Here is a 26,046-nt window from a genome sequence, read left to right on the forward strand (position 1 = left end):
ATCGAGGTGTTGCGACGACCAGTTGAATCCGCCCAGGGTGCGCCGCTCCAGATACGGATGCTCAGGGAAGTAGTCGACATGCAGATGATGACGCGCATCCGCGTCCTCCGCGAAGCCTTCGATGTTCTGCGCCAGCACCGTCATCGACTGGGCATCGCCCACAATGGTCAGGACGCCCTCTTCCTCCTGCACATCGAACACAACCATGATGTTCTCATCGACCCTGCAGATCACCGTCGACAACACCGAGGCATACGGTGCCGGATCTTGGTCCCACCCGCTTGAGATTGTCGCCTCACCTTGTGCGATCAATCGCGCCAGTTCCTTCAGGGACTGACGAGACGAGGAGATGTCAATTTCTCTCGTGCGCGGCGAGTACCTGATTTCGAGGTCACTGATCAGCATCGTGCACACCGTTTCACCACTGCGCTCTATTGGAGCCGGTCTCATAGTCCAGTTCGCCGACATACTGCCAAGTTTCACCGGTGATGCGTTCGAATGCGTGCTGGGCCACATAGAGCAGGCCCTCGCAACTCGGCACGGTGCCATCGGTGAAACGCCGAAACTCCTCCGGGCGTCCGTGGAGCATGGAGCGATAAGCATCCTCGCCGGCAACCACGACAGCGGCGCGGTAGTACAAGAATGAGTCGTCGGAGCGACGGCGGCCGGCGTTCGCGAGATCGGATCGGTCGAGGTCGAAGAGACACTTGGTCAGCAGGTCTTCGAACTCCTCGCAGTCCCGCACAGTGCGCAGCTCTTCTTCGAGTCGAGCGAACGGTGTGATTTCGTCAGCAAGAGGCCAGCCACCCAAGGTCGCGATCAAGTCCCAAAAGGTGCGCACATCCATGGCATCCCCTTCCGCGACCATCCCCCACAGACTTCCACCTGGCACCGACAAAGGCGCTGCCAGCGCTGGCCCCTTTCTCCGACTGGAGTCACTGGGCGTTGCCCCACCAGAGCCGTTTCACGATGAGTTCGTCGAGGTTGCGTAGGCGCTCGACGGCCATCGGCGCTTGGGAGCCGGAGTGTTCCAGAGCGGCCCGCAGGTCGGAGCTGAGGTAGGCCGCTTCACGGAGTTCACACTCGGCGCGGAGGGTTTTCGAGGGGGTGGCGGTGGCACGGGCGATGACGTCGAGGACAGCCTCCAGGTGCGGGCCACTGAACCGGGCGAGGAAGAACCAGTCGTCAATCGGATCCCCGAAGCGGGCCCATTCGAAGTCCAACAGCGCCGTCACGCGCCGGTCGTGTGCGAGCCAGTTGCCCCAGTGGCAGTCCGCGTGGATCGGAACGGTGGCGGACGCGTGCAACGGCGCACGATCCACTATCTCCCTCAGTCCGTCGAGCACTAGCCCGGGAATGACGCCGCCGGTGTCCAAGACGACGAGTTTCCCGATCTCGTCGGCGAGCGCGTCGTGACCGGTGAACCCACCGTGGTCGACGACTCCGGCCAACGTCTCCGCCGCCTCCGCCGCGGGAGTCCAGGCGTGCAGTGTCTGGAGCCGCTGGACCGCCTGTTCGGCCAGCAGCCGCGCGGTCGGGCCGTCCACGCCGGGAATGCCCATGCCGGGAGCCGTTCCCGGCACGCGGGCGTAGCAGGCATAGCGGACATCACGCTCTCCCAGATGCAGCCCACTGCTGAGCAACGGGGCTGTGATCCCGGCGGGCAGGTGGGGCGCGAGTGCGATCTCCCGGTCCAGCCGCGAATGCCCGGCCGCGATCTTCAGGACGAAGTCGGAGCCGAGGTAGACCTTGTGGGAGCCGCTCTCAGCGGTGGCCAAAGGGCCGGGGTCGCGCCCCAGAGCCGCTGACGCGATCACGGGAGCGGTGTCGTCGTCTGGCCACTCGTTGTCGTTCACCGGCGGTCGATGGGTGCGTCCAGGTTCATTCGCGTGTTCGCTCGCACACCGCCATCCTAGGTAATTCCGGCGGTTCAGAACGTTGTTGGCGAAACAGGGCCTGCCCGGTGGACAGGCCCTGCCGATCCGTGCGATTCACTTCGCCTTGCGGACCGCCGTCCACTGGAGGCCAGCGAACAGGGCGACCGTCCCCGCCTGCATGACTGTCCACACCACGCCGAGCGTGTTGGCGCCGAACGGGTTGAAAGCGGCCACGGCCAGGCTGGCGACGACCCAGGCGAGGTTGAACTCGATGACGAGGGTCGCGCCCCGCAGCGGGTTTCGGCTCATCGCGATGGCGCCCACGGCCAGGGCGAAGGCGATCAGGGCGATGCCGATGGGCACCAGCGCCCCGGTCGAGACGCCCAGCAAGTCGCCGATCCACACCGGGGCGATGACGTAGGCCAGGCCGTTTCCGCCCGAGACGAGGGCGTCCAGGGTGAGGAAGCGGCGGAGGAGGGTGACCGCGTGGGTGTCGGCGGGGCGGGTGGTGGCGTTGGCGGTGGTCATTGCTTCTCCCTTGGTTGCGCTTGTCACCAGCGTCGCGCGTCACCTGCGGGAAAGCGATTACCTCGCAGGTAAAGCGATACCCTCAGCCCGTGCGAGACATCGTGGCGTTCAGCGGTAGTGCCCATCCCGACCTGGCCCGTGAGATCTGTGCCCAGCTGAAAGTCGAGCTGAGCCCGGTGCGCGTCCAGCGGTTCGCCAACGACTGTCTCGAGGTGCAGCTGCAGGCCAACTGCCGCGAGCGGGACGTGTTCCTGATCCAGCCGCTCGTGAAGCCCGTCCAGGAGCACCTCGTCGAGCTGCTCCTCATGCTGGACGCGGCCCGCGGGGCTTCGGCGGCGCGGATCACGGTCGTGATGCCGCACTACGCCTACGCGCGGTCGGACAAAAAGGACACCCCGCGGATCTCCATCGGCGGGCGGCTGGTGGCCGACCTGATGGTCGCCGCGGGCGCCCACCGGGTGTTGGCGATGACGCTGCACTCGCCGCAGGTGCACGGGTTCTTCAGCATCCCGGTGGACCACCTGCACGCCCTGCGCGAACTCGCGGGCCACTTCCGCCAGTACGACCTGAGCAACACCACCGTCGTCTCCCCCGACCTCGGCAACGCCAAGGAGGCGGCGCACTTCGCCCGCCTGCTGGACGTGAAGGTCGCGGCCGGGGCCAAGCAGCGGTTCGCCGACGACGACGTGCGGATCAGCTCGATCATCGGTGACGTCACCGACCGCGACATCATCGTGCTCGACGACGAGATCGCCAAGGGCAGCACGGTGATCGAACTGCTCGCCCGCCTGCGCGAACTCGGCGCCCGGTCCATCCGGGTGGCGTGCACGCACGGGCTGTTCGCACAGGGCGCGCTGTCGCGGATCGGGGACCAGCCGGACGTCCTGGAGATCGTCTGCACCAACACCGTGCCCATCCCGGACGAGGAGCGCACGCCGAAGCTGAAGGTCCTGTCCATCGCCCCCGCGCTGGCCGAGGCGATGCGGCGAATCCACGACGGCGAATCGGTGAGCGCCCTCTTCGACGCTCCATGATCACCTGATCGGGTGAGCCTGGAGGGTTCCCGCTTACGTTCCTGAGGGTCCCGACGACTCCCTACTGCCGCCCGCTCGACGGCGGCAAGGGGGATGAACATGGGGAATCCGGACCAACCGCGCAATGCGGACGGGACTTGGAAGAAGGGCAAACTCACCGCGGGGGTGCTCGCGGTGGGAACTGTCGGCGCCATGGCGATGAGTGGCGGCGGCGCGGCGGCGAGCGGCGGCGGCGCAGGCGCGGGTGGGGTCGCGGCGGAGTCCGTGGGCCTGTCAGGGAATTTCGCGGCGCGGGTGCGCAAGGGCAAGAAGTCGGCGCGCAAAGGGAAACCCGACGACGCCTGGCGGGACTTGAACGTCCGCAAGCTCAAGGACCCGGCGAAGAAGGCCCTCAATTGCGCGGTCAACTCGTATGGGCAAGTCAGGGAGTTCCTACTCCGCAATCCGTGCAAGGAGCTTGACCGACAGCTCTTCACTTTGGAGGACACGGCGGGAAACACCTTCGTCGTGTCGGTGTCGTGGGTGCGGATGCGGGACCGGGGTGATGTCGGCGACCTCAAGCGGCTGATCGACACCGACGGCACGGGAAGCATTGCGCCCCTTGGGTTCTCGGTGTTGAAGAGCCAGGGCGTCCGGTTCACCGGCGAGCCGTTCAGGTCGGACCCCAAGGGGAACCTCCTGGTGGTGGCCGAAGCCGCGGTGGCGTCGGGCAAGCCTGATCCCGCGTTGATGGAAGCGGCGGTGGAAATCGCGGTGGAGCTGCCCGGTTAGCCGAGTTAGGGTCACGGACGTGCCCGAACTCGTCCGCCTCCACCTTGATCACGCCTCGGCCGTTCTCGCGTTCGAACGGGAGAATCGGGCGTACTTCGCGGCGTCGGTCCCCGATCGCGGCGACGACTATTTCGCCAATTTCGACGAGCGGCACCGCGCCCTGCTTGAAGAGCAGGACGCCGGGGTGTGCCAGTTCCACGTCCTGATGGAAGACGGTGAGGTTCTCGGGCGGGTCAACCTGTTCGATCTCGCGGACGGCGACGCCGAACTCGGGTTCCGGATCGCGGAGAAGGCGGCGGGCCAAGGCCTTGCCGCGAAGGCGGTCGCCGAGATCTGCGCGCTCGCTGTCGAGGCGTACGGGCTGAGCAGCCTGCGAGCCGCGGCGGCCTTGGACAACGCGGGCTCGCGCGCCGTGTTGGCCAAGGCGGGGTTCGCCGTCACCGGTGAGACTGTGCTGGCCGGAAAGCCGGGACTCGCGTACGCACTGAGCCTGCGTTAGGGCTCCAAGATGGCTTCGCGGCGGCAGAGGGTGGCCGCGGTGTCGAGGAGTGCGGCCAGGTCCGCCCACGGGCAGTTCGTGGGGCCTTCCGTGGTCGCGCGGACGACGAGTTCGCTGATCTTGTCGCGGAGCAGGACCAAGGCGTAGACGAGGTCGGTCTGTTCGAGCGAAAGGTGTTCAGGCACGGTGGCGGCCCCGGGCCCAGGTGTCGGCGATGTGGCGCAGCAGGTGGTTATCGGACCAGTCACCGTGGGTGGCCGGGATGATGTCGGCCAGGGGCTGGGCGCCTTCGAGGACTGGTCTGGGGAGGCGGTCCTCGATGATCAGGTAGCGGCGTTGCTCGATGCAGTTGCCGCGCATGACGGCGATGTAGCGGTCGCCCTTGGCCCAGCGGAAGGTGAAGCCGTGGGCGAAAAGGCGGGAGCAGGCGGTGGCTCCGGTGTAGGGGTGGGTGAGGCCCTGGACGGTCATAGGGGAAACGGTGCCGGAGCGCGAGATGTATCCAAAGGGGGAACGGTTCGGAAGATCATGCGGTGGCTGATTACCGTTTCCCCTGGTGGGATCACCTCATGCACAAGCACGGCGGCGCCCGGACACGCGGACTCGCGGCGGAGTTGAAGGAACTGCGCGCCCGCTCTGGACTGACCACCCGGGAAGTGGCGAAGCGGACCGGTTTCTCCGTGGCAACGGTGAACCGAATGGAGACCGGACGACGGCGGATCACGCCGGAGGATGCCGCTTCCCTACTCGCGGTCTACGGGGTGACTGGAGCGGCGCGGGCCAGAATCCTCGTTCTGGCAAGGGATTCGGACCTCTCAGGATGGTGGGAGACCGACGATGGGGACCTCCCGGTCCACCTGCCCGCCCTCGGTTGCTTCGAGTCGGATGCCAGCCGGATCGTTCACGTGGCGATGCTGCGCATCCCGGGACTGCTCCAGACCGCCGACTACATCCGCACCGCGCTGATCGCGGTGGATTTCCCCGCGGAGAAGCGGAAGGCGATGGCCGCCGCCCGCTTGCAGCGGCAGAAGGTGCTACTCGGCCGCACTGCTCCGAACTACCTGGCGATCATCGACGAAGCTGCGCTTCGTCGACCGACGGGCAGTCGGGAATTGATGGCGGCACAGTGCCACCACCTGGTGGCGATGGCCGAGCGCCCACACATCGATATCCGGATCATCCCGTTCGATCGCGGGTCGCATGCCGGGCTGGACGGCAGCTACGTGCAGATGGAGTTCGCCAAGGCCGGCCCGATCATCTACCTGGAGTTGGTGCAGTCATCGATGTTCCGCGATGCCGAGCACGAGGTCCGGCCGTATCTGGATACGACAGATAAGCTGATGAAGGTCGCACTCAGTTCAGCCGAATCGGTGAAGTTTCTGCGACGCTTGGCAGGCGAATACGGCCGGGAGTGAAACAAAATGGATCTTGATCACGCACGGTGGCGAACTTCCACCCGAAGCGGTGGCGGCGAGTGTGTTGAGGTCGCGTTCGTTCCTGGCCGAACCGCTGTGCGGGATTCCAAGAATCCTTGCGGGGGCACGCTTCTCCTCCCCGAAAGCGCTTGGCGTTCCCTGCTCAGCTCTCCAGGACGCTGAACACGATCCCGGCCGCCACCAGCCGCTTGATCAGCGCATCGCCCATCGCCACCGCTGTGGTGACCTGGCCTGAGGTCTCCGGAAGCTCGTCGAACGCCAGACACAGCGCCGACTCGGACAGCATCTTCGCTGTCTCGTCATAGCCGGGGTCGCCGCCCGCGACCTCCGTGACGATCCGCTTGCCGCCGCCCTCGCCGACGAACGTCACCTTGAACCACGAGCGGGCGCGCTTCTCCGCTGTTGGGCCGTCGCCGGGCTTCTTGCGGTTCAACAGCCAGTTGCGGGCGGGCGGCACCTGCGCCAGCGCGAACAACGCCACCACGCCGCCGACCAGGCCCACGGCCATTGGGAGCTTCTTGACCGCGATGTAGTGGCCGTAGGCGAACTCCGGGCCGTAGCGCTCCAGTGCGCGGGCGCTGCGCAGGACGACCTGCGGGTCGATCGTGGGCGCGGGGAGGACCCACGCGCGGGCGTCCTTCTCGAAGTGGGGCTTGCCGGTCAGGCCTCGCACCTTGCGGCCTTTGAGCCTGCCTTCGGCCTTGCGGCGCTCGCTCGCGATCTTGGCGCTGGCGCGCAGCCTGGAGAACGCCGTGATGGCCGAGTGGAACGTGCCGCCGGAGAACTCGGCGGACGCGCGCACGTAGCCATTCACGGTCACCGGGACGCCTGCGGGGAGTTGGTCGACGGTGAAGAGCACGCCCAGGTCGTACGGGATGGAGTCGAAGCCGCAGCAGTGCACGATTCGAGCGCCGGTCTCGACCGCGCGGGCGTGGTGGCGCAGGTAGGTGCGATCGACGAACTCGGGCTCGCCGGTGAGGTCGACGTAGTCCGTGCCCGCTTCGGCGCAGGCGGCCACGAGGGCGTCGCCGTAGTTGACGTAGGGGCCGACCGTGGTGATGACGACGCGGGAGGCTTCGGCGACGGCCTTGAGCGAGTCCGGGTCGCCGATGTCTGCGGTCAGCAGATCCATTTCGGCCAGGGCGGGGTCGATCGCGGCGAGCTTGGCCCGCACGGTCTCCAGCTTCGCCTTGTTGCGGCCGGCCAGTGCCCACCGCAGCTTGGCCGGGGAGTTGCGCGCGATGTACTGCGCGGTCAGCTCGCCGGTGAAGCCGGTGGCGCCGAACAGGACGATGTCGTACGTGCGGCCGATGGGCATACCAGCGATATTACTCATCGGTAACTGATAGCCAAGTCCCAATGTCGTCCGTGATCGCAACTCACCCGCTCGTGACGCTCGACACCCACCGTGACACGCCGTGCGACCAGGGGAACCAACTGAGCGCCACTACCGGGTGACAGGCCGGATCGTGGCCTGATCGTTGCAGGCCCTAATCTGCTCTCGTGCGCTTCGCAGCTCGCCAAACCGTGCCCGCCCTCCTCGTGTCGTTGTGCGCAGTGATCGTCGCGGCTTTCGGTGCCACTCCGATCGCCGCCGCGCAGCCGACCACGACCGAGGGGCAGAAGCCCGCGCCGAACAGCGCCCAGTGCCAGAACCACGACCGCCCGCCGCCGCCGATCGACACCTCGGAGGAGCCCAAGCCGGGCGAGCCGAGCCCCCAGCCGCTGCCAGTGCCCGATGAGCCGGTTGGTGGGACCCGGATGGGTGAGTGCGGACTCGTCCAGCCGCCGAACGCCACCGCGCAGATCCCGGACATCGCGTCGGCGTCGTGGGTGATCGCCGACATCGACAGCGGCGCCGTGCTGGCCGCGAAGGACCCGCACGCCCGCGAGCGGCCCGCTTCGCTGATCAAGGTGCTCCTCGCGATCGTCGTGATCCGGGAGCTGCGGCTCGAACAGGTCGTCGAGGGCACCGCGGAGGACGCCGCGCAGGAGGGCACCAAGGTCGGTGTCGGCCCGGGCGGGAAGTACACCGTCCGGCAGCTGCTGTTCGCGTTAGTCATGCGCTCGGGCAACGACGCGGCGTTCGCGCTGGCTCGTGAACTGGGCGGGATGAAGGTCGCGCTGGCGAAGATGAACACGCTGGCCAAGGAACTGGGCGCGCTCGACACCCGCGCGGCCACGCCGTCCGGGCTCGACGGGCCGGGCATGAGCACGTCGGCCTACGACCTGAGCCTGCTGGTGCGGGCGGCCATGAAGCACAAGGAGTTCGCCGAGGCCGTGTCCACGAAGTCGATCGACTTCCCCGGCTACGGCACCAAGCCTGGTTACAAGGTGAACAACGACAACCGCCTGCTCGGCAAGTACCCGGGCTTCCTCGGCGGCAAGACCGGCTTCACCGACGACGCCCGCCACACCTACCTGGGCACCGCGAAGCAGGGCACCCGCCGCCTGTCGGTGGTCCTCCTGCGCGGCGAGCCGACCCCGGTGCCCCTGGGCGACCAGGCCGCGAAGCTGCTCGATTACGGCTTCGCGCTGGCCAAGGCCAAGACCAAGCCGGTGGGCCAACTGGTGGACAAGGCCCCGGAAGCCCAGCGCAAGCAGGACGCGGTCAACGGCGCTCCGTCGGCTGAGGGCTCCTCGCCGTCGTCCGAGGCGGCAGCCATGAGCCCGGACGCGAACCGCTCGGCCTTCGGCACCTACGGCGCTCCCTTGGTCGCCGCCGCTGGCGTAGCCATCCTGATCTCGTTCGCCCTGTGGATCCGCCGCAAGCGCGCCCGCACAGCCCGCACCGCCTAACCCACCGCCGCGAGTCCCCACTTCCCGACAATGAGTTCTCACTTGAACTGAGAACTCATTGTCGGGAAGTGGGGACTCGCGGGTTTAGCGGCGGCGGAAGGCCAAGGCGAGTATGACGCCGATTCCCATGAGGCCGGCGGCCTCGCTGACCTTCGGGGTGCGGGCGACCTGAACGGTCGGGCGGATGACAGCGGGTGGGGGCGGTTCCACCGGCGGAGCGACCATGTTCTCCTTGGCCGTCGCCGTCCACGCGGTGATGAACAGGAGGAACCGGGACACCAGGTTGGCGAACACCAGCAAACCGACGATCGGGCCGACGATCGACCCCAGCGGGCCGCCGATCACCGAGTTCAAGTAGATCGTTCCGATGATCTTCAACAGCTCGAACCCGATCGCGGCGGCCAATGCTCCGCGCATGGCGCTGCGGGCCGTCACCGCCGTCCTGGGCAGGCGCGAGATCACCCAAAGGAATACCAGCCAGTTCGCCCCGATGCCCAACAGCGTGGTGATCACGAACAGCAGCACCTTGGCCCAGCCGTAGCCACCCAGGCCGACCCAGTTGAGCAGCGTGTCCGCCAAGCCCGCGCCGACCGCGCTCAGGCCGAACGAGATGACCATCGCCGCGCCCAGTCCCAGCAGCGCCAGCAGGTCGACGCCGAGCCCGCGCAGGAACGGCTGCTGGACCGGTTTCTGGCCCCACTGCGCGGTCAGCGCGTCCCGCAGGTTCGTCATCCAGCCGAGTCCGGTGTAGACAGCCGCGACCAGACCGATGATGCCGACCTTGCCGCGCTCCTCCACAGCCGTGTCGACCAGGTCCGTCAGCAGACCCTTTAGGTTTCCCGGCGCGGCCGAGGTGATCGACTCGCGCAGGTTCTGCAGGGCGTCCGGCTGGCCCGCCAGGACAAAACCGAGGACCGCGAAGCCGATCAGGAGCAGCGGGAACAGGGACAGGACGCTGAAGTACGTGATCGACGCGGCGAAGTGCTCACCGTACCGTTCGGTGAAGGCGTCATATGCCCTGATCAGGTGATCTATGCCTGGCCTGCGCCTGCGCAGCCGGGCGATCTTCGATTCCGGCTTTTCCACACTCTCCGTCACCGTTGAAAACTATTGGTCGGAAAGCGGGCCCGCAACGCGAACACGATCGTGGAACAGGCTCAGCCGCGCCCTGCGAGGAACCCGAGCTTGTCGTAGACCCGCGCCAGCGTTCCCGACGCGACCTCGCGGGCCCGCTCGGCGCCCCGGGCGAGAACCTTGTCCAGCTCCGCCGGATCGTCCATATAGGACTTCACCTGGTCGCGGACCGGTGTCACAAAGTCCGCGACGACCTCGCCAAGATCCTTCTTCAGGTCGCCGTAGCCCTTGCCCTCGTACGCGGTCTGCAGCTCGTCGATCTCCCGGCCGGTGAGCGCCGAGTAGATGCTCAGCAGGTTGCTGACGCCGGGCTTGTTCTCCTGGTCGAACACGACCTCACGGCCGGTGTCGGTGACCGCCGAGCGGATCTTCTTGGCCGACACCTTCGGGTCGTCGAGCAGCTCGATGATGCCGCCGGGGCTTGACGCCGACTTGCTCATCTTGGCCGAGGGCTCCTGCAGGTCGTAGATCTTCGCCGTGCCCTTGAGGATGTAGGCCTCCGGCGGCTGGAACGCCTTGCCGAAGCGGGTGTTGAACCGGTGCGCGAGGTCGCGGGTCAGCTCCAGGTGCTGGCGCTGGTCCTCGCCGACCGGGACGTACCGCGGCCGGTAGAGCAGGATGTCGGCGGCCTGCAGGACCGGGTACGCGAAGAGGCCGACGGTCACCCGGTCGACGCTCTGCTTGGCGGACTTGTCCTTGAACTGCGTCATCCGGCTGGCCTCACCGAAGCCCGCGAGACACTGCATCACCCAGCCGAGTTCGGCGTGCTCAGGCACCTGGCTCTGCACGAACAGCGTCGCGCGGTCGGGGTCGAGCCCCAGCGCGAGCAGCTGCGCCACCGACACCCGGGTGCGCTTGCGCAGCAGCTTCGGGTCGTGCTCGACGGTGATGGCGTGCAGGTCGGCAATGAAATAGAACGCGTCGTGCGTCTCCTGCAGGGCCACCCACTGGCGGACCGCGCCCAGGTAGTTTCCCAAGTGGAACGAGTCGGCTGTGGGCTGGATGCCGGACAGCACTCGCGGCTTGGGCGCAACGGGGGCGTTCTGCTCGGTCGACACACCGTGATTCTCCCAGTTCCGATCGGGCGTGACCGGGCCGGGGCCACGCTGGGCCATTCGGTGGATTGCCCCCTAGGGTGCGTCGGTGACAGGTTTCTGCGGAGCCGGGTCCGCCCCTGACGCCTGATCGGCGAGTGGCTCGGCCTACTCAGTCACATCTGGAGGTTCCTCGTGCAAAAGCGTTCCCGACTCCGCATGCTCGGCGCAGCGGTGGTGATCGCCTCCGCAACCGGTGTCGCCGCGGTGGCGATCCAGCCCGCGACCGCCGCGCCCGTCGCGGAGACCGGCGCGGTCGCGCACTTCGCCGTGCTCGGCGCCAAGGGTCCCGCGTTCGGCCAGGCCGAGAAGGCCGTCACCGACGCGGGCGGCACCGTCGTCAAGAGCTGGCCGGAGATCGGCGTGGTCATCGCGACCTCGTCCAACCCGGAGTTCGCCAAGATCGTGCGGGGCATGCCCGGCGTGCAGGGCGCTGGGGCAACCCAGAACCTGGCCGAACTGGCCGCCCCGCCCGCGGCCACGACCATGTCCACCGACTCCACCGCGCGTTCCGCGGCCCAGGGTTCGGGCGCCGCCCAGCGCGCGCTGGAGGACACCGAGAAGGTCGTCGACAGCGCGAAGGGCTCGCTCGCCGACCCCGAGCCGCTGGCCGCGAACCAGTGGGACATGAAGATGATCAAGGCGGACGAGGCGCACGCGATCAACGCGGGCAGCTCGGACGTCGTCGTCGGGGTGCTCGACTCGGGCATCGAGGCGTCGCACCCGGACCTGGCCGCGAACGTCGACGCCTCGCGCTCGGTGGGCTGCACCAACCAGGGTGTGCCGGACTCCTCGCCCGCGGCGTGGAACCCGACCACCAGTGACCACGGCACGCACGTGGCGGGCAGCATCGCCGCCGCGCGCAACGGCGTGGGCATCGTCGGTGTCGCGCCGGGCGTGAAGCTGGCGTCGATCAAGGTCGTCAACGACGACGGCTACATCTGGCCCGAGTACGCGATCTGCGGGTTCATGATGGCCGCCGAGAAGGGCGTCCAGGTCACGAACAACTCGTACTTCGTCGACCCGTGGTACCTGTGGTGCAAGGGTGACGCCGACCAGAAGGCCGTGGCCGAGGCCGTCGACCGCGCGATCCAGTACTCGCACCGCAAGGGCGTCGTGAACGTCGCCGCCCTGGGCAACAGCAACTGGGACCTGTCGCGCAACATCATGGATGACGGCAGCCCGAACAACGGCACCCCGATCGAGCGCGACACCGACAACACCTGCACCAAGATCCCCGCCGAGATCCACGGCGTGGTCGGTGTGTCCTCGGTGGGCGTGAAGGGTCTCAAGTCGTACTTCTCCAACTACGGCCGCACCGAGACCGAGGTCGCGGCACCGGGTGGGGACCGCATGCAGGTCCCGTCCACCCCGGACGCCAACGGCCGCATCCTGTCGACCGTCGTGGGCGGCAAGTGGGGCTACAAGCAGGGCACCTCGATGGCGTCCCCGCACGCCGCGGGCGTCGTCGCGCTGATCCGCTCGGCGCACCCGGACTGGTCGGCGCAGCGCGTCGTCGCGTCCCTGATGCACGACGCCGACCGGCAGCCGTGCCCGACCGGGACCTACGACCCGGACGGCACCGGCAACTGGGCCGCGAACTGTGACGGCGGCAAGACCGGGCGCGGCTTCTACGGAGCGGGCCTGATCGACGCGCTGGACGCGGTGAAGTAAGACCTCTTTCGAAGAGAGCGGGCCCCGCGGGAGATTCTCCTGCGGGGCCCGCTTCGCTCTGCGTTCTCAGTCTTGGTGGGCGGCCACGCCGACCGGCTGACGCGGGCCGGGAAGCGGCACGGCCGGGGTCTGCTGGGCCTTCGCGGCCACGCTCTTACGGCGGCGGACAAGTCCCACGATGAAGCCACCGATGCCGACGGCCACCGCGGCGACTCCGGGGCCCGACATGATCGGGCTGCCGCTCTCGACGACTGTGTCCGCGACGGTTTCCGCAACCGAGGGGGACGCCGACCACACGAACTGCGCGCCAACCACTGTGCCGAGTACCAAGACTCGGCGAATGTGGTCGCGCAGAGTTTCCGTGTTCACGAACTGACACCGCCTGACACCCTTGTACCGTCCCTCGATTGGACTAAGCACACTGCGTGGACTGTGAAAAAGCTACCGACTGTGTCAACCCTGCGTCCCCGAAACCGCACTATCGGTTGTCGCGGATCGACCCTAGACCCTCCGGCGACGCGCACCGGAGGTGGGTAGTCGATCACACAAGTGATCTTGGCGGACGCGGTTCAGGCGCCGCGAGCGGGTCCCCTCAACCCTGATCATCCCGCGGCGCGGTGAACCTGGCGGTAGCGCGACGGCGCGATGCCGTAGTGGTGCGTGAACGCCTGCCGCAGCGCCTCGGCGGTGCCGAAACCGCAGCGGGTGGCGACGGTCGCGACCGGGAGGCTGGTGCCGGACAGCAGGCCGGCCGCCGCCTCGGTCCGCGCCTTGCGGACGTAGCGGCCGGGGGTGACTCCGAGATGCTCCAGGAACAGCCTGCCCAACTGGCGTTCGCTCACCCCGAAGCGCGTGGCCAGCCCGGCGACGTCCAGGTCGCCGTCGACGTGTTGGGCGATGTGCGCGGCGACGGTGCGCACCAGCCGGTGGTCCGGCGGGTCGTCGGCGACGAACATGCTGACCTGGGCCTGGTTTCCGGGCCGCTGCCGGTAGGTGACGAGGACGCGGGCGACCTGGTTGGCGAGGGCTTCGCCGTGGTCCTCCAGGATGAAGGCGAGCGTCAGGTCGAGGGCGCTGGTGACCCCGGCGGCGGTGTCGACGCCGTCGTCGCGGATGAAGATCGGCGCGGGGTCGACCGTCACGGCCGGGTAGCGGCGGGCGAACTCGGCGGCGAAGTACCAGTGGGTGGTGGCGCGCTTTCCGTCGAGCAGGCCGGCGGCGGCGAGGACCGTCGAGCCGGTGCACACCGAGGACACCCGACGGCTGGTCGCGGCGAGCCTGCGCACGTGGGCGACGATCACCGGGTCGTCGGCGACGATCTCGTGCCCGCGGCCGCCGGAGACGAGCAGGGTGTCGACCGGGCCGGTGGCGCGCTGCAGGGAACCGGTGCAGCGCAGGGAAAGGCCGGAATCACACGCGATCGGGTGACCGCCCAGGCTGACCACGTCGACGAGATATTTGGGCTGCGCGCCCAACCGGTTCGCCGCGTCCAGCGCGCTGGTGACGCAGGCGATGTCGAGCAACTCCGCGCCGTCGTAGGCGACGACGACCACTCGGCGTTCTTCCACGGTCGGACAGTCTGCCGCCGATGTCATGACAGCGCCAGGATCGCCGCTCCGCCGCGGACGTCGACGGCCGCGCACCAGTGCGCGTAGGCGCCCGGGCACGACCAGGTCCGCGCGGTGGTGGTGCAGGCCCAGACGCCGTGGCCGAGCCACCCCGCGGCGAGCGTGGTCGCCGGCGGCACGCCGTCGCCGAAGGTCAGCAGGGCGGAGGCGACACCGAGCAGCGACCGAAGTGCCTTTGTGAGCGCGGGCGCCACGGTGGTCCGAAGCGCGGGCAGGCCATGGGGCTTCAGGGTGCGAATGTCCGAAAACTTGGGAACCATGTCCGGTCGGACACTTTCTTGTCGACCTTGGGGACCGTAAGTTGACCATACCCCCTAGAGGTATGGAGGATCTGATGACGGTGATCGCCCCGCTGCGGACGAAGCACTTCTGGAAGCACTACGTCGAGATGGTCGTGGCCATGTTCCTCGGCATGTTCCTGCTGAACCCGGTCGCGAACCTGTTACTCGGCAGGCCGCTGTCCGCGCCGATGATCGAGTCGACGGTTCCGGCCACCCTGCTCATGGCGACGACGATGACCATCGGCATGACCGTGTTGATGGCGTACCGCAAGCACTCGTGGCGCTCCATCGCGGAGATGGGCGCGGTGATGTACGCGTCGTTCGCCGTGCTGTACCCGCTCTACTGGGCGGGCTGGATGTCGGGCGGCACGGTGATGATGATCGGACACGTGATCATGCTGCCCGCGATGGCCTTGGTCATGCTCCGCCACTGACCTGGTTACGCGCCGGGCCAGTCGTAGGTGATCGTCACCGGGGCGTGGTCCGACCAGCGTTCCGCGTACGTCGCGGCGCGCTCCACCAGGGCGGTGAGGGCGCGGGCGCTGAGGCCCGGGGTGGCCACCTGGTAGTCGATGCGCCAGCCGGAGTCGTTGTCGTAGGCCTTGCCGCGGTAGGACCACCACGTGTACGGACCCGGGCCCTCCGGGTACAGCAGCCGGTGGACATCGCGGTAGCCGGCTTCGTCGAAGACGCGGCCCATCCAGTCGCGCTCGGCGGGGGTGAATCCGGCGTTCTTGCGGTTGGCCTTCCACGCCTTGAGGTCGATCTCCTGGTGGGCGATGTTCCAGTCGCCGCAGACGATGACCTCGCAGCCGCTCGCCGCGGCCTTCTCGCGCAGTTCGACCAGGTACGGCAGGAACGCGGCCATGAAGCGCTCCTTCTGGTCCTGCCGCAGCGTCCCCACCTCACCGCTGGGGAGGTAGACGCTGCCCACGACGACACCCGGGAACCACGCCTCCACATACCGGCCGCTCGCGTCGAACTCGGAGACGCCGAACCCGACGCGGACCGCCGTGGGCTCCTGCCGCGAGTAGACCGCGACACCGTTGCGGCCCTTGAGGACCCGGGAGTCGGCGTGCACGGTGTGCCAGCCGGGCGGGGCGGCGAGTTCGGCGGGCAGGTCGTCGGCCGAGGCGCGGACCTCCTGCAGGCACACGAAGTCCGCCCGGGTGGCCGCGAGCCACTCGACGAAGCCCTTCTTGGCGGCCGCGCGCAGCCCGTTGACATTGATCGTGGAAACCGTCAGCACCGCGCCACCCTAAGCGGCTAGCAGGTGCGGCCGGGCAGCGGCTGCAGGAACTGCGCCGACGCCCAGCGGTTGGGACCGAGCATCCGGAAACCGTTCTGCACCGTCGGCAGCGCGTCGGTTTCCGCGCCCTGCTTGAACTTGCCGACGATGTCCGCGTGGCCGTCCGGGGCGGCGCGCACGTTGAGCACGTCCGCGGTGACCGACACCCGGCACTTCGCCGCGCTGCTGGCGGGCGCGTTGGGGCTCTCGACACCCATCGAGTACATCGAGACCACCCCGACCAGCGCGCCGCCGATCAGCAGTGTCCGCTTCGGCAACAGCATCGTCAGCACTTCACACGCTCCTTGTCACCCACGGTCCCTGGGTGAACGGTCCCGTACCCACCGGTATCCGCGCCAGTGATCGCGACCGGAAACACCCGACGGAGCCAACGGCGGCGACACTGCGTCACCCTGACAGCAAGAAGCCCCCCGCCAGAACGGCGAGGGGCTTCCCGGACGAGTGGCTAGCCCGCCATCTTCTTCTGCAGGTTCTCGTCGAGGGTGTTGAGGAAGTCCTCGGTGGTCTGCCACTCCTGGTCGGGTCCGACCAGCAGCGCCAGGTCCTTGGTCATCCGGCCGCTCTCGACGGTCTCGATGACGACCTTCTCCAGCGTCTCCGCGAACTCGATCACCTCGGGGGTGCCGTCGAGCTTGCCGCGGTGCTTGAGGCCGCCGGTCCACGCGTAGATCGACGCGATCGGGTTGGTGGAGGTCGGCTTGCCCGCCTGGTGCTGGCGGTAGTGCCGGGTCACCGTGCCGTGCGCGGCCTCGGCCTCGACGGTCTTGCCGTCCGGGGTCATCAGGACCGAAGTCATCAGGCCCAGCGAGCCGAAGCCCTGCGCCACGGTGTCGGACTGGACGTCACCGTCGTAGTTCTTGCACGCCCAGACGTAGCCGCCCTCCCACTTCATCGCGGCGGCGACCATGTCGTCGATCAGGCGGTGCTCATAGGTCAGGCCCGCGGCGTCGAACTTCTCCTTGAACTCCGCCTCGAACACGGCCTGGAAGATGTCCTTGAAGGCACCGTCGTACGCCTTGAGGATGGTGTTCTTGGTCGACATGTAGACCGGGTAGTTGCGCTGCAGGCCGTAGGAGAACGAGGCGCGCGCGAAGTCCTCGATGGACTTGTTGAAGTTGTACATGCCCATGACGACGCCGCCGTCCTCCGGCATGTCGACCACGGTGTGCTCGATCGGCTCCGAGCCGTCGGTCGGGGTGAAGGTGATGGTCACCTTGCCCGCGCCGGGGACCTTGAAGTTCGTCGACTTGTACTGGTCGCCGTGGGCGTGACGGCCGATGACGATCGGCTTGGTCCAGCCCGGCACCAGCCGCGGGATGTTGGAGATGATGATCGGCTCGCGGAAGACCACGCCGCCGAGGATGTTGCGGATCGTGCCGTTGGGCGAGACCCACATCTTCTTCAGGCCGAACTCCTCGACGCGCGCCTCGTCCGGCGTGATCGTGGCGCACTTGACGCCGACACCGTGCTTCTTGATGGCGTTCGCGGCGTCGATGGTGACCTGGTCGTCGGTCTCGTCCCGGTGCTCGATACCGAGGTCGTAGTACTCGATGTTGAGGTCCAAGTACGGGTGGATCAGCTTGTCCTTGATGAACTGCCAGATGATGCGGGTCATCTCGTCGCCATCGAGTTCGACGACCGTTCCCTGGACCTTGATCTTGGCCATGAGCCGCGGTGCTCCCTTCGCCGTTAATGCGCGCGCCTTCAAACGGTACAAGCGTACTGGTAGCGAGGCGCGTGATGTGAGCCTGTGTCTACAGTCACCGCGATGGTAGAGCGACGGCGGTCACCCGAGGCCGGCGGCCACCGCGAGGATCCGCCGGGCCATGGCGGGCTGCTCACCACCCATATGCAGGGTGTTCAGTGAGAACACCAGGCGCCGGGACAGGTCGCGAGTCGCGCCCGCGCCGCTGTTGTAGCCGGGGCGGTCGCCGGTCTTGCCCCAGAACTCGATGCTGCGCCGCCTCCCCGGAGTTTCAACGGTTGGTCACCAAGGTGGCGGTTCAGGTCGACCCGGCCTTGGCCCGCGAGGTGCAGAACGGCGGCCGTGTTGAGAGACGGGCCTGCGGTCCCGGCCGGCGCGGCAAGAGTCTTGATTCCCATGCCGCAAACCTGTCGGCGATGATCAACCGGACCGGGGTCGACCCCGGAAGCGTCCCTTAGAACTCGTTCAGCTCGCGCCACTCGTCGGCGAGCATCGCGTAGACGGCCTCGTCGGCCCACTTGCCCTTGACGAACTCGTTCTCCCGGAAGCGTCCCTCGAACCGCATGCCGAGACGTTCGAGCAGCCTGCCGGACGCGCGGTTGTCGGCGTCGAGCCTGCCGATGATCCGGTGCAGGCCCAGCTGCTCGAAACCCAGCCGCAGCATCTCGGTGGCGGCTTCACCCGCGTAGCCCTTGCCGTGGTGGTCGGGGTGGAAGACGAAACCGACCTCGCCGCACTGGTGTTCCTCGCTGACCCACCGCAGCATCACGTCGCCGAGAAGCTGACCTGTCTCGGCGAGGACCACCGCGGGCGAGATCGCGTCGCCCTCCTTCTCCAGCTTGGTGAAGGTGAGCTTGTCCTTGAGCGCGGCCTCGACCTGCTCGCGCGTGCGCGGCTCGAAGTACAGGTATTTGGCAACGTCCTCGCGGGACTGGATCGCGTAGAGCGCGTCCAGATCGGACTCGACGTACGGGCGGATGATCAGCCGGCGAGTGGTGATGGGAAATGAGGGACGCAGCACCCGATCGAGCGTACGCCTGTGATCGAATACCGCCCACTGGTCTTGATGGGGGGCACGGATGTCGACTGGACCGACGCACGCCATGAGCGGTCTCACGGCATGGGCGACGGCGACGGCACTGGCGGGCGACAGCTCGCTCGGGACGCTGTCGGTCAAGGGCTGGTGTGTGGGCGCGGTCCTGTGCGCGGGCGCGGCGCTGTTACCGGACCTCGACCACCCGGAGTCGACGGTGTCGAGCACGTTCGGCCCGGTGACGGCGGCGGGGTCGAAGCTGATCAACGCCATCAGCCACGGCATCTACCAGGTCACCCGCACCAAGCGCGACAGCAAGCGCGACGGCGGGCACCGCGGGTTCACCCACACCCTCGTCTTCGCCATCCTGGCCGCGATCACCACCACGGCGATCGTGCAGACCAGCCAGTCGTGGGCGCTGCCGCTGCTGATGTTCTTCTTCAGCGGCCTGGCGGTGCGCGGGATCATGCACAAGTGGTGCCCTCGCAACGACGCCCTGTGGATCACCGGCACGGCGCTGCTGCTGACCTACGCGTGTCTCAAATGGACGGACCAGGCGTCGGCGGACGCGGCGGCCTGCGGCGTGGCGGTCGGCATCGGCTGCATCGCGCACTACCTGGGCGACGCGATCACCGAGCAGGGCTGCCCGATCCTGTGGCCGGTCCCGATCGCGTTCAAGACCTGGTACCCGGTGGCGCCACCGAAGATCATGCGGATGCGCACGGGCGGCACCGTCGAGATGGCCATCGTCGGCCCGCTGCTGACGGTGGTCGCCATCTGGATGTCGGCCGTGGCCCTGTACAACGCGGGCGCGCTGCCGTTCCTCGAAGGGATCCCGCTGATCCCCTGGGCCTGATCAGCCCGGGTGCGCGCCGACCGCGTCCTTGATCTGCGACCCGAGGTCGGCGTCGCCGCTGTGCGCGCAGTGGGCGCAGCAGAAGAACCGGCCCTCGACCTCGACGCCGTGACCGAGGATGCGGCACTTGCAGTGCTCACAGACCGGGGCGAGCTTGGTGATCGCGCACTCGAAGCTGTCGAACGTGTGGACGTCGCCGCTGACCGTCTTCACCTCGAAGGCCATCCAGTAGTCGTTGCCGCAGGTGTCGCAGGTCGCCATAGTGCGATCTCCTCTCTCGGTGACCACTGCAGCCTGCGCCCGGCGGCGAGAGGCGGCAACCCGAGAAAGTCTCGTGCCACCATGGTCGTCCGACACCGATCAGCGAGGCCGAACACGTGCTGCCCACCCACCTACGCTGGACCGTTCCGCGACCGCCGTACCGCCTGGACCCGCAGGACCTGGTCACGCTGGTCGTCCTCGATCCGCGGTTGCACGTGTCCACGGACGAGGAAGACCGCGTCGAATTCAGCTATCACTGCTTCAACCACGCGCGGGCGTACATCCATGGGAGTGCGACCCGGGCCCACATCTGATCGCGTTGTCCTGTGCCGAGCACGGCTACGAGAACCTGTCCGCCGACATGCGAATGCTGTGGATGCCGGATGGATTCGACCCGCCGCTCGACGCCGACCAACTGAGGGAACTGGCGGGCGACTGACGCGGTCGGTCTCGCGTGGGAATGACCAAGGTCACCGGCCGTGCCACGATGGTCGCCATGACGGAGACGTTGTGCCTGGCCCAAGACCCGGAGAGCCGACGCACGACCAGTCCATGGCAGGCCGCGCCGATCCACCTGGACCCGATCTTCCTCACCTGGGAGCAGGACGCGGGCTCCTCGGAGATCTCCGACCGCCAGCCGACCAGACGCTCGTACGAGATGTGGCGGCTCGCGGAAGCCAAGACGGGGCTCGACACAGTCCTGTGGCTGAACCGCGCGGTGAACCTGCGAATGCGACTCCTGACCCAGCGCTACAACATGCGCTCCATCCTCACCGACGCCCCACCAAAAGACGCCGAGATCCTGGCCCGAATCGGCATCATCCGCCCCCAGATGCACCGCACACTGAGGGACCTGCACCAAGCACTGGAAACCTCAGCCGAGCCGACCGAACGACTCGCCGAGTTCGTGGACGCGGTGTGGTATTTCCTCCGATCGACCGACAACCTGATGAACCTCCAGCGGACGGACATGGCATTCGCCCACGAACAGGCGAACCGCGACGGCTATGTGTCCTTCGAATTCGGCCAGTACTTCACCAAACAGGCGCCCGCGGTGGCGGCTTGGGGGATCCTTCCGCTGGAACTGGTCTCCCAACAGACCACCGGCGACTGGATTTCGATCGACCTGAAGGTGAAGCCGCGCATCCAGTACGGACACCTGTACTTCGAGGGCATCCTCAGCCCGGCGGAGTGCCACGTCGGTTCGGTGTGGCGGGCTTTCTTCGACCTGGACGCCTCAGCGCATGGTTGATATCGGCCACAAAGACGCCCGAGCTGAATCGTGGTCATCCATGCTCGTGCCGATCCACCCGGATTGCGGCCGCCCGGCCTCATCGACAGCTTCGCGAACGCCTTGGCCCATGGCCCGCACCAGGAGCTCGGGGCGAGATCCGCCCATGTCCCTCGCCAGTCGCCCCATGAGCTCTTGGTCGTCCAAGACGCGGAGCAACTCGGCGACGCCCATGTCATCGAGCAGAACCGGTATGTGCGATCCCAGGAGCCACGCTCCTGCCTGGGGTGGGTCGAAGTCGAACTTCTCCAGCGCGGCAATGTCCTCGTCGTAGAGCCGATCGAAATATTTCCCAGACGAGTACCACTCGATCATCGTCGCCAGATCGAGCGCGTCGCGCGTTTCGTCGCGATAGCGGTCTCGCCAGGCTAGGAGTTTCAAAAGCACGAGCGCCGGAATCGTCGGAACCTTGACCGAGATCCCATAAGGCAGGTCCACCGTCTGCGCCGAATCGGCCGCTTCGCGGAGGCCGAGGACGTTCATCTCGTGGTCATCCGGCCACTTGATCGTCCGGTTTGCTCGTTCGATGCCACCGTAGGGCAGCACGTCGACCTCGGTGCCCTCGACGATGAACTTGTGCGCGCTGGGGCCGTGTTTCTCCAAGTTTCGCACCAGGTTGGCGAATTCATCCCAGGAGTCGACCTCGGCCGCGATGTCGATGTCTTTGGTCTGGCGTTGGGGAGTCGTGCCCAAGAGATCGATCGAGATGAGAGAGCGCGCGGTCGCGCCCACGACCAGGTAATGGACCCCTGCTTCACTCGCGATTCCATCGATCCGGGCCAACACCTTGGCGGCCCGCAGGACCTCATAGTCGGTCGAGCCCCGCAAGTCGATCGTCACTGATTCTGATCCTGTCCGCGTGCTCACGTTGACGAGGGTCGCCGGAGGCGAGTAGATCAGCGTAGATCAACGTGGGTGGCACGATCCAAGACTGCCCCGCCCTCGCCCAGAACCGTCGTCGTATGTGGATGTTGCCTGCCTGTTCCGCGCGCACCATTCGGTGTTTGGCCATGAGTGAGTTCGGCCGCTCATCGGCGTAGAGGGTGAGGGTGGCCGGTGTGAGGTGCGGGTCGAGAACGCTTGCACCGGCTTCGCCGCCCACTTGGACGTTCGACCGCGTCAGCTCGTCCTCCGAGGCCCGCCACCATGAAATGTCGGGGACGTCGAAATCGCCTAGGGACAGCGCTGGTGAGAGCCTTGTCGAATAGGCCTCCGACCAACGGTTGAGCAGCTCGCCCGCCCGTCCCAGCCTGCGTTCGCCCGCCACTTCGTACAAGTAGCCTGCCTTGGCCAGGTCATCGACCACCGCTTGGGCGGTGCCAAGCGAGACCCCGCTCGCGGTCGCGAGCCTGCGCAACGGCTCCCCGGCCGAGGTCGGCCAGCTGAGCAGTACGAACCCGACCTGCAGCCCTGCGCGGCTGAACGCCTTGCTGCCGCGCGACGAGGAACGGCTGGTGCGCACGCCCGCCTTGCGGCGACCCCGGATGTCGATGAGGACGTCGTCCCAAGCGATGTGCGCGTTGCCCGCCTCATCGATGTAGTCGATGCCCCGCTCGCGCAGCAGGGTCGCCGCCTGCTCGGTGATCGAGCGGGCGACGACCAACGTGGGGAGCGAAGGATGCGGATGGAGGGCCGTCGCGAGTTCGGACGGCACGGTCCGCTTGATCACGACGGCGTACGTCCGAGCTGCGCCTGACGCCCGACTGACGCGGGCCACCAAGTCGGCGACGTGGCCCTCCGGCGACATGTCGACCTTGAGACCGAGCTCGCGCAACCAGCCACCCAACTCGGCCAACCGCGCACGCTCGTTCAGAATTTCGCCATGTTCATTTTTGCTGAACATATGTCAATTTTGAACGCTCGGTCGGTTCGGCGCAAGTTTCGGAGTTCATGCGATCCTTCCGCCATGACGCCGAAGTTGTGCATCGCCCAGAACCCCGAGGCCGACGCCCTTCTGGAACGCGAACCCCTCGCGCTGCTGATCGGCATGCTGCTGGATCAGCAGATCCCGATGGAGGTCGCGTTCAACGGGCCGAAGAAACTCCACGACCGTCTCGGCGGCAAGCTCGACGTCCACGAGATCGCCGACTACGACCCGGACAAGTTCGCCACCCTGTCGACCACGCCTCCCGCCATCCACCGTTACGGCGGCAGCATGGGCAAGCGGGTGCAGGCACTGTGCCAGTTCATCGTGGAGCACTACGACGGCGACACCGAAGCGATCTGGACCAAGGACAAGCCCACCGGCGCCGAGGTGCTGAAGCGGCTCAAGGCCCTCCCGGGATACGGCGAGCAGAAGGCCAAGATCTTCCTGGCCCTGCTGGGCAAGCAGTACGGCGTGTCCCCCTACGGGTGGCGGAAGGCCGCGGGCGACTACGGCGGCACCAACACCCGGATGTCCGTCGCCGACGTCACCGGCGCTGAAACGCTCGCGCAGGTCCGCGCGTACAAGAAAGCCAAGAAGGCCGCCGCCAAGAGCGGTTGAGGCCTTGGCTGCCTGCGCTTACCCTGGGGACGCGGAGGTGGCCCCATGCGAGCAGCGGTAGGCGACCGGCTACACGTCCATGGTCGCAACGTCGGCAACGCCGACCATCTGGGTGAGATCCTCGAGGTGCGCGGCGCCGACGGTGCGCCGCCCTACCTGGTCAAGTTCAACGACGGGCACGAGAGTCTGGTGTTCCCCGGGCCCGATTGTGTGGTCGAGCACGAGCCCCAATAGATCGACTCGCTAACCTGTGTCCTCTTCCACTCCTCAAGGGGGCACTATGCGAAATCGGCTGGCGATCATTCTGGTCGCGGCGGCGCTGACGGGCGGCCTGACCGCGTGTGACGCCGTACGTGAAGCCACGAGCGCGGCCGACTCCGCCACGGACAAGGCGAGCGTCTGCCTCGACGCCGCCAAGCTGGCGGGTTTCTACCCGGACCTCTCCAACCCCGAGCAGGCCGTGAAGGACGCCGAGAAGACGGCCGCGGACCTGCAGGCGCTCGCCGAGAAGACCGGTGACGCGACCCTGAAGGACGCGCTGGCCGACATGTCGGCCAAGGTCGGCGAGCTCGGGCCGAACTCGATCGACCCGGCGAGCGTCACCCAGTGGGCCAAGGAAAAGGTCGGCGCGGCCAACGCGCTGACGCAAGCCTGCCTCTAGAGCGAGAACGGCCGCCTGCCCTTGTCGGGGCAGGCGGCCGTCGCACGCCGCGGGAACGGTGAATTACACGTTGGTGATTTCCTCGATCAGGGCATCGACGTCGAAGAAGTCGCTCTCACTGCCGATCGGCACGATCTTGGCGGTCGCGGTGAGGAACCGCTCGACGGCCTCGTATTCCATCTCCAGGATGGCCTGGCCCTCCGGGGACTCGATCTCCAGGAGAATCGACGCACGCCCGTCGGTGTGCTCCGGGCTGAACCGGACGTCACCCTCGCCGGTGGGGCCGATCAGGCCCGCGACCAGCAGATCCCGGGCGAAAATCCACTCCACCCAGCGGTCGCGGTCGGTCTGGAACGCCGCGGTGACCGTGAATGGCTCGCTCGCTCGATACGTCCACCGGGAGCGCACCGGGGTGCTGCCGCCGTAGAGCGAGATGAGCTGCTCAGTGTGCTCTGCGTTCTTGTTCATCTCGTCGCCTCCCTGATCCCGGTTTGCGCTTCTGGTATTCGCGAACCCGTCAGGTGGGAAACGTCGCCTGTGGCGGTTTGTGATGCCACTGCCTGCATGTTCACGCGATTGGGGGACTCTAGGCAGAAAATGCGGCATCGGAGTTAACAAAAACGGGGCCCCACCGATGTGGGGCCCCGTTGTTGAACGCTTAGGTCAGATCAGGCCGAGACCCTTGACCGCGTCGCGCTCCTCAGCCAGTTCGGCGACCGAGGCGTCGATGCGGGCGCGGGAGAACTCGTTGATCTCCAGGCCCTGCACGATCTCGTACTCGCCGTCCTTGCAGACCACGGGGAACGACGAGATGAGGCCCTCGGGGACGCCGTAGGAGCCGTCGGACGGGATGGCCATCGACGTCCAGTCGCCCTCGGGGGTGCCGTTGACCCAGTCGTGGATGTGGTTGAGGGCGGCGTTGGCGGCCGACGCTGCCGAGGACGCGCCGCGGGCCTCGATGATCGCCGCGCCGCGCTTGGCCACGGTCGGGATGAAGGTGTCGGCCAGCCACGCCTCGTCGTTCACGGCCTCGGCGGCGTTGCGGCCACCGACCTCGGCGTGGAACAGGTCGGGGTACTGGGTGGCGGAGTGGTTGCCCCAGATCGTGAGCTTCTTGATCTCGGTGACCGGCACGCTCAGCTTCGCCGCGAGCTGCGAGATCGCGCGGTTGTGGTCGAGGCGGGTCATCGCGGTGAAACGCTCACGCGGGACGTCCGGGGCGTGCGCCTGGGCGATGAGGGCGTTGGTGTTGGCCGGGTTGCCGACCACCAGCACGCGCACGTCGTCGGCGGCACCGGCGTTGATGGCCTCACCCTGGGGCTTGAAGATGCCGCCGTTGGCCTCGAGCAGGTCGCCGCGCTCCATGCCCTTGGCGCGCGGGCGCGCGCCGACGAGCAGGGCGACGTTCACGCCGTCGAACGCCTTCTTGGCGTCGTCGGTGATCTCGATGCCGCTGAGCAGCGGAAACGCGCAGTCATCGAGTTCCATCGCGGTGCCCTCGGCGGCCTTGACGGCCTGCGGGATCTCCAGCAGCCGCAGGTTGACCTGCGTGTCCGGGCCCAGCAGATGGCCGGAGGCGATGCGGAAAAGCAGGGCGTAGCCGATCTGGCCTGCTGCACCGGTGACGGTGACGTTGACGGGTGCCACTTGGCGGATCCCTCCCGAGACGGACGAATGAACCGGAGGCTAC

Annotated in this window: 35 protein-coding genes; 14 read left to right on the plus strand and 21 right to left on the minus strand. The window is 67.5% G+C overall.

Going from position 1 to position 26,046, the window contains the following annotated elements:
• The 4 genes from GPZ80_RS30925 to GPZ80_RS30940 form a co-directional block, all read right to left on the minus strand.
• Positions 1-405 (minus strand): Imm32 family immunity protein (locus tag GPZ80_RS30925; protein WP_187224646.1); only part of this gene is annotated, 405 nt, incomplete at its 3' end.
• Positions 406-418: 13 nt separating this feature from the next.
• Entirely contained in the window at positions 419-847 is a 429-nt protein-coding gene (locus tag GPZ80_RS30930; RefSeq protein ID WP_187224647.1) for a DUF4240 domain-containing protein, read from the minus strand.
• Positions 848-935: 88 nt separating this feature from the next.
• Positions 936-1,856 (minus strand): phosphotransferase family protein, encoded by a 921-nt coding sequence (locus GPZ80_RS30935; protein WP_187224648.1) that lies wholly within the window; start codon positions 1,854-1,856, stop codon positions 936-938.
• Between the two features lie 135 nt (positions 1,857-1,991).
• A complete protein-coding gene (locus GPZ80_RS30940; RefSeq protein WP_187224649.1) occupies positions 1,992-2,405 on the minus strand; it encodes a hypothetical protein in 414 nt (137 codons plus the stop codon).
• An 89-nt stretch (positions 2,406-2,494) separates the two neighbouring features.
• Here GPZ80_RS30940 and GPZ80_RS30945 point away from each other — a divergent pair, with 89 nt between their 5' ends.
• The 3 genes from GPZ80_RS30945 to GPZ80_RS30955 all read left to right on the plus strand — a co-directional run bounded on the left by GPZ80_RS30945 (position 2,495) and on the right by GPZ80_RS30955 (position 4,709).
• The gene (locus tag GPZ80_RS30945; protein ID WP_187224650.1) at positions 2,495-3,439 is read left to right on the plus strand and encodes a ribose-phosphate diphosphokinase; all 945 of its coding nucleotides are present in this window, start codon (positions 2,495-2,497) and stop codon (positions 3,437-3,439) included.
• A 99-nt stretch (positions 3,440-3,538) separates the two neighbouring features.
• Positions 3,539-4,210: a hypothetical protein gene (locus tag GPZ80_RS30950; RefSeq protein ID WP_187224651.1), complete on the plus strand. Its 672-nt coding sequence runs from the start codon at positions 3,539-3,541 to the stop codon at positions 4,208-4,210.
• A 19-nt stretch (positions 4,211-4,229) separates the two neighbouring features.
• Entirely contained in the window at positions 4,230-4,709 is a 480-nt protein-coding gene (locus GPZ80_RS30955) for a GNAT family N-acetyltransferase (RefSeq protein ID WP_187224652.1), read from the plus strand.
• Here the strand turns inward: GPZ80_RS30955 and GPZ80_RS30960 are convergent.
• Positions 4,706-4,894, minus strand: a complete 189-nt coding sequence (locus GPZ80_RS30960; RefSeq protein WP_187224653.1) for a hypothetical protein — start codon at positions 4,892-4,894, stop codon at positions 4,706-4,708. The genes GPZ80_RS30955 and GPZ80_RS30960 overlap by 4 nt on opposite strands.
• On the minus strand, positions 4,887-5,180 hold the full coding sequence (locus tag GPZ80_RS30965; protein WP_187224654.1) for a hypothetical protein: 294 nt from the start codon (positions 5,178-5,180) through the stop codon (positions 4,887-4,889). The genes GPZ80_RS30960 and GPZ80_RS30965 overlap by 8 nt, the downstream gene beginning before the upstream one ends.
• Positions 5,181-5,242: 62 nt before the next feature.
• Between GPZ80_RS30965 and GPZ80_RS30970 the strand changes: the two genes are divergently transcribed.
• Together GPZ80_RS30970 and GPZ80_RS30975 are read left to right on the plus strand one after the other, a co-directional pair.
• Positions 5,243-6,124 carry a helix-turn-helix domain-containing protein gene (locus GPZ80_RS30970; RefSeq protein ID WP_187224655.1) on the plus strand — a complete coding sequence of 294 codons (882 nt, stop codon included), beginning with the start codon at positions 5,243-5,245 and terminating at the stop codon, positions 6,122-6,124.
• 6 nt (positions 6,125-6,130) lie between these two features.
• Positions 6,131-6,307 (plus strand): DUF397 domain-containing protein, encoded by a 177-nt coding sequence (locus GPZ80_RS30975; protein ID WP_187224656.1) that lies wholly within the window; start codon positions 6,131-6,133, stop codon positions 6,305-6,307.
• On the opposite strand, the gene GPZ80_RS30980 is transcribed toward GPZ80_RS30975, so the two are convergent.
• On the minus strand, positions 6,288-7,481 hold the full coding sequence (locus GPZ80_RS30980; RefSeq protein ID WP_187224657.1) for a saccharopine dehydrogenase family protein: 1,194 nt from the start codon (positions 7,479-7,481) through the stop codon (positions 6,288-6,290). The genes GPZ80_RS30975 and GPZ80_RS30980 overlap by 20 nt on opposite strands.
• A 167-nt stretch (positions 7,482-7,648) precedes the next feature.
• Between GPZ80_RS30980 and GPZ80_RS30985 the strand changes: the two genes are divergently transcribed.
• Positions 7,649-8,944: a D-alanyl-D-alanine carboxypeptidase family protein gene (locus GPZ80_RS30985; RefSeq protein ID WP_312880671.1), complete on the plus strand. Its 1,296-nt coding sequence runs from the start codon at positions 7,649-7,651 to the stop codon at positions 8,942-8,944.
• A gap of 84 nt (positions 8,945-9,028) precedes the next feature.
• Here GPZ80_RS30985 and yhjD read toward each other — a convergent pair whose 3' ends face one another.
• Positions 9,029-10,042, minus strand: coding sequence for an inner membrane protein YhjD (gene yhjD / locus GPZ80_RS30990; RefSeq protein WP_187224658.1), 1,014 nt, complete (start codon positions 10,040-10,042; stop codon positions 9,029-9,031).
• A gap of 59 nt (positions 10,043-10,101) precedes the next feature.
• A complete protein-coding gene (gene trpS, locus GPZ80_RS30995) occupies positions 10,102-11,136 on the minus strand; it encodes a tryptophan--tRNA ligase (protein ID WP_312880672.1) in 1,035 nt (344 codons plus the stop codon).
• A gap of 171 nt (positions 11,137-11,307) precedes the next feature.
• Here trpS and GPZ80_RS31000 point away from each other — a divergent pair, with 171 nt between their 5' ends.
• Complete coding sequence (locus GPZ80_RS31000) at positions 11,308-12,846, plus strand: S8 family peptidase (protein ID WP_312880673.1); 1,539 nt, start codon at positions 11,308-11,310, stop codon at positions 12,844-12,846.
• 66 nt (positions 12,847-12,912) lie between these two features.
• Here the strand turns inward: GPZ80_RS31000 and GPZ80_RS31005 are convergent, their stop codons facing one another.
• The 3 genes from GPZ80_RS31005 to GPZ80_RS31015 all read right to left on the minus strand — a co-directional run bounded on the left by GPZ80_RS31005 (position 12,913) and on the right by GPZ80_RS31015 (position 14,734).
• Positions 12,913-13,215 (minus strand): hypothetical protein, encoded by a 303-nt coding sequence (locus GPZ80_RS31005; protein ID WP_187224660.1) that lies wholly within the window; start codon positions 13,213-13,215, stop codon positions 12,913-12,915.
• Positions 13,216-13,448: 233 nt separating this feature from the next.
• A complete protein-coding gene (locus tag GPZ80_RS31010; RefSeq protein WP_312880674.1) occupies positions 13,449-14,414 on the minus strand; it encodes a GlxA family transcriptional regulator in 966 nt (321 codons plus the stop codon).
• 23 nt (positions 14,415-14,437) lie between these two features.
• On the minus strand, positions 14,438-14,734 hold the full coding sequence (locus tag GPZ80_RS31015; RefSeq protein ID WP_187224662.1) for a hypothetical protein: 297 nt from the start codon (positions 14,732-14,734) through the stop codon (positions 14,438-14,440).
• 74 nt (positions 14,735-14,808) lie between these two features.
• On the opposite strand from GPZ80_RS31015, the gene GPZ80_RS31020 reads away from it, so the two are divergent.
• Entirely contained in the window at positions 14,809-15,189 is a 381-nt protein-coding gene (locus GPZ80_RS31020) for a hypothetical protein (RefSeq protein WP_222720127.1), read from the plus strand.
• 5 nt (positions 15,190-15,194) lie between these two features.
• Here the strand turns inward: GPZ80_RS31020 and GPZ80_RS31025 are convergent, their stop codons facing one another.
• The 4 genes from GPZ80_RS31025 to GPZ80_RS31040 form a co-directional block, all read right to left on the minus strand.
• Positions 15,195-16,004 carry an exodeoxyribonuclease III gene (locus tag GPZ80_RS31025; RefSeq protein ID WP_187224664.1) on the minus strand — a complete coding sequence of 270 codons (810 nt, stop codon included), beginning with the start codon at positions 16,002-16,004 and terminating at the stop codon, positions 15,195-15,197.
• A 17-nt stretch (positions 16,005-16,021) separates the two neighbouring features.
• Positions 16,022-16,327 (minus strand): SH3 domain-containing protein, encoded by a 306-nt coding sequence (locus GPZ80_RS31030; RefSeq protein ID WP_187224683.1) that lies wholly within the window; start codon positions 16,325-16,327, stop codon positions 16,022-16,024.
• Between the two features lie 182 nt (positions 16,328-16,509).
• The gene (locus GPZ80_RS31035; protein WP_091384056.1) at positions 16,510-17,730 is read right to left on the minus strand and encodes an NADP-dependent isocitrate dehydrogenase; all 1,221 of its coding nucleotides are present in this window, start codon (positions 17,728-17,730) and stop codon (positions 16,510-16,512) included.
• A gap of 493 nt (positions 17,731-18,223) precedes the next feature.
• The gene (locus GPZ80_RS31040) at positions 18,224-18,790 is read right to left on the minus strand and encodes a GNAT family N-acetyltransferase (protein ID WP_187224665.1); all 567 of its coding nucleotides are present in this window, start codon (positions 18,788-18,790) and stop codon (positions 18,224-18,226) included.
• A gap of 58 nt (positions 18,791-18,848) precedes the next feature.
• Here GPZ80_RS31040 and GPZ80_RS31045 point away from each other — a divergent pair, with 58 nt between their 5' ends.
• Complete coding sequence (locus GPZ80_RS31045; RefSeq protein ID WP_187224666.1) at positions 18,849-19,658, plus strand: metal-dependent hydrolase; 810 nt, start codon at positions 18,849-18,851, stop codon at positions 19,656-19,658.
• Here GPZ80_RS31045 and GPZ80_RS31050 read toward each other — a convergent pair whose 3' ends face one another.
• The gene (locus tag GPZ80_RS31050; protein WP_187224667.1) at positions 19,659-19,919 is read right to left on the minus strand and encodes a metallothionein; all 261 of its coding nucleotides are present in this window, start codon (positions 19,917-19,919) and stop codon (positions 19,659-19,661) included.
• Between the two features lie 116 nt (positions 19,920-20,035).
• On the opposite strand from GPZ80_RS31050, the gene GPZ80_RS31055 reads away from it, so the two are divergent.
• A complete protein-coding gene (locus GPZ80_RS31055) occupies positions 20,036-20,233 on the plus strand; it encodes a hypothetical protein (protein ID WP_187224668.1) in 198 nt (65 codons plus the stop codon).
• A 182-nt stretch (positions 20,234-20,415) separates the two neighbouring features.
• Positions 20,416-21,171: a hypothetical protein gene (locus GPZ80_RS31060; RefSeq protein WP_187224669.1), complete on the plus strand. Its 756-nt coding sequence runs from the start codon at positions 20,416-20,418 to the stop codon at positions 21,169-21,171.
• On the opposite strand, the gene GPZ80_RS31065 is transcribed toward GPZ80_RS31060, so the two are convergent.
• Together GPZ80_RS31065 and GPZ80_RS31070 are read right to left on the minus strand one after the other, a co-directional pair.
• Entirely contained in the window at positions 21,157-22,050 is an 894-nt protein-coding gene (locus tag GPZ80_RS31065; protein ID WP_187224670.1) for a nucleotidyl transferase AbiEii/AbiGii toxin family protein, read from the minus strand. The genes GPZ80_RS31060 and GPZ80_RS31065 overlap by 15 nt on opposite strands.
• Positions 22,016-23,053, minus strand: a complete 1,038-nt coding sequence (locus GPZ80_RS31070; RefSeq protein WP_187224671.1) for a type IV toxin-antitoxin system AbiEi family antitoxin — start codon at positions 23,051-23,053, stop codon at positions 22,016-22,018. The genes GPZ80_RS31065 and GPZ80_RS31070 overlap by 35 nt, the downstream gene beginning before the upstream one ends.
• Before the next feature lie 63 nt (positions 23,054-23,116).
• Between GPZ80_RS31070 and GPZ80_RS31075 the strand changes: the two genes are divergently transcribed.
• From GPZ80_RS31075 to GPZ80_RS31085, 3 genes are read left to right on the plus strand one after another with little or no spacing between them, the layout of a single operon-like run.
• On the plus strand, positions 23,117-23,695 hold the full coding sequence (locus GPZ80_RS31075; RefSeq protein ID WP_187224672.1) for an HhH-GPD-type base excision DNA repair protein: 579 nt from the start codon (positions 23,117-23,119) through the stop codon (positions 23,693-23,695).
• Positions 23,696-23,740: 45 nt separating this feature from the next.
• Positions 23,741-23,929: a DUF1918 domain-containing protein gene (locus GPZ80_RS31080; protein WP_091384069.1), complete on the plus strand. Its 189-nt coding sequence runs from the start codon at positions 23,741-23,743 to the stop codon at positions 23,927-23,929.
• Between the two features lie 46 nt (positions 23,930-23,975).
• Entirely contained in the window at positions 23,976-24,356 is a 381-nt protein-coding gene (locus GPZ80_RS31085; RefSeq protein ID WP_187224673.1) for a bacteriophage spanin2 family protein, read from the plus strand.
• Between the two features lie 63 nt (positions 24,357-24,419).
• Here GPZ80_RS31085 and GPZ80_RS31090 read toward each other — a convergent pair whose 3' ends face one another.
• Positions 24,420-24,824, minus strand: coding sequence for an SsgA family sporulation/cell division regulator (locus tag GPZ80_RS31090; protein ID WP_187224674.1), 405 nt, complete (start codon positions 24,822-24,824; stop codon positions 24,420-24,422).
• Positions 24,825-25,019: 195 nt separating this feature from the next.
• Entirely contained in the window at positions 25,020-26,003 is a 984-nt protein-coding gene (locus GPZ80_RS31095; RefSeq protein ID WP_312880675.1) for a malate dehydrogenase, read from the minus strand.
• Between the last annotated feature and the right edge of the window lie 43 nt (positions 26,004-26,046).

Source organism: Actinokineospora xionganensis (assembly GCF_014323725.1).
Classification (GTDB): domain Bacteria; phylum Actinomycetota; class Actinomycetes; order Mycobacteriales; family Pseudonocardiaceae; genus Actinokineospora; species Actinokineospora xionganensis.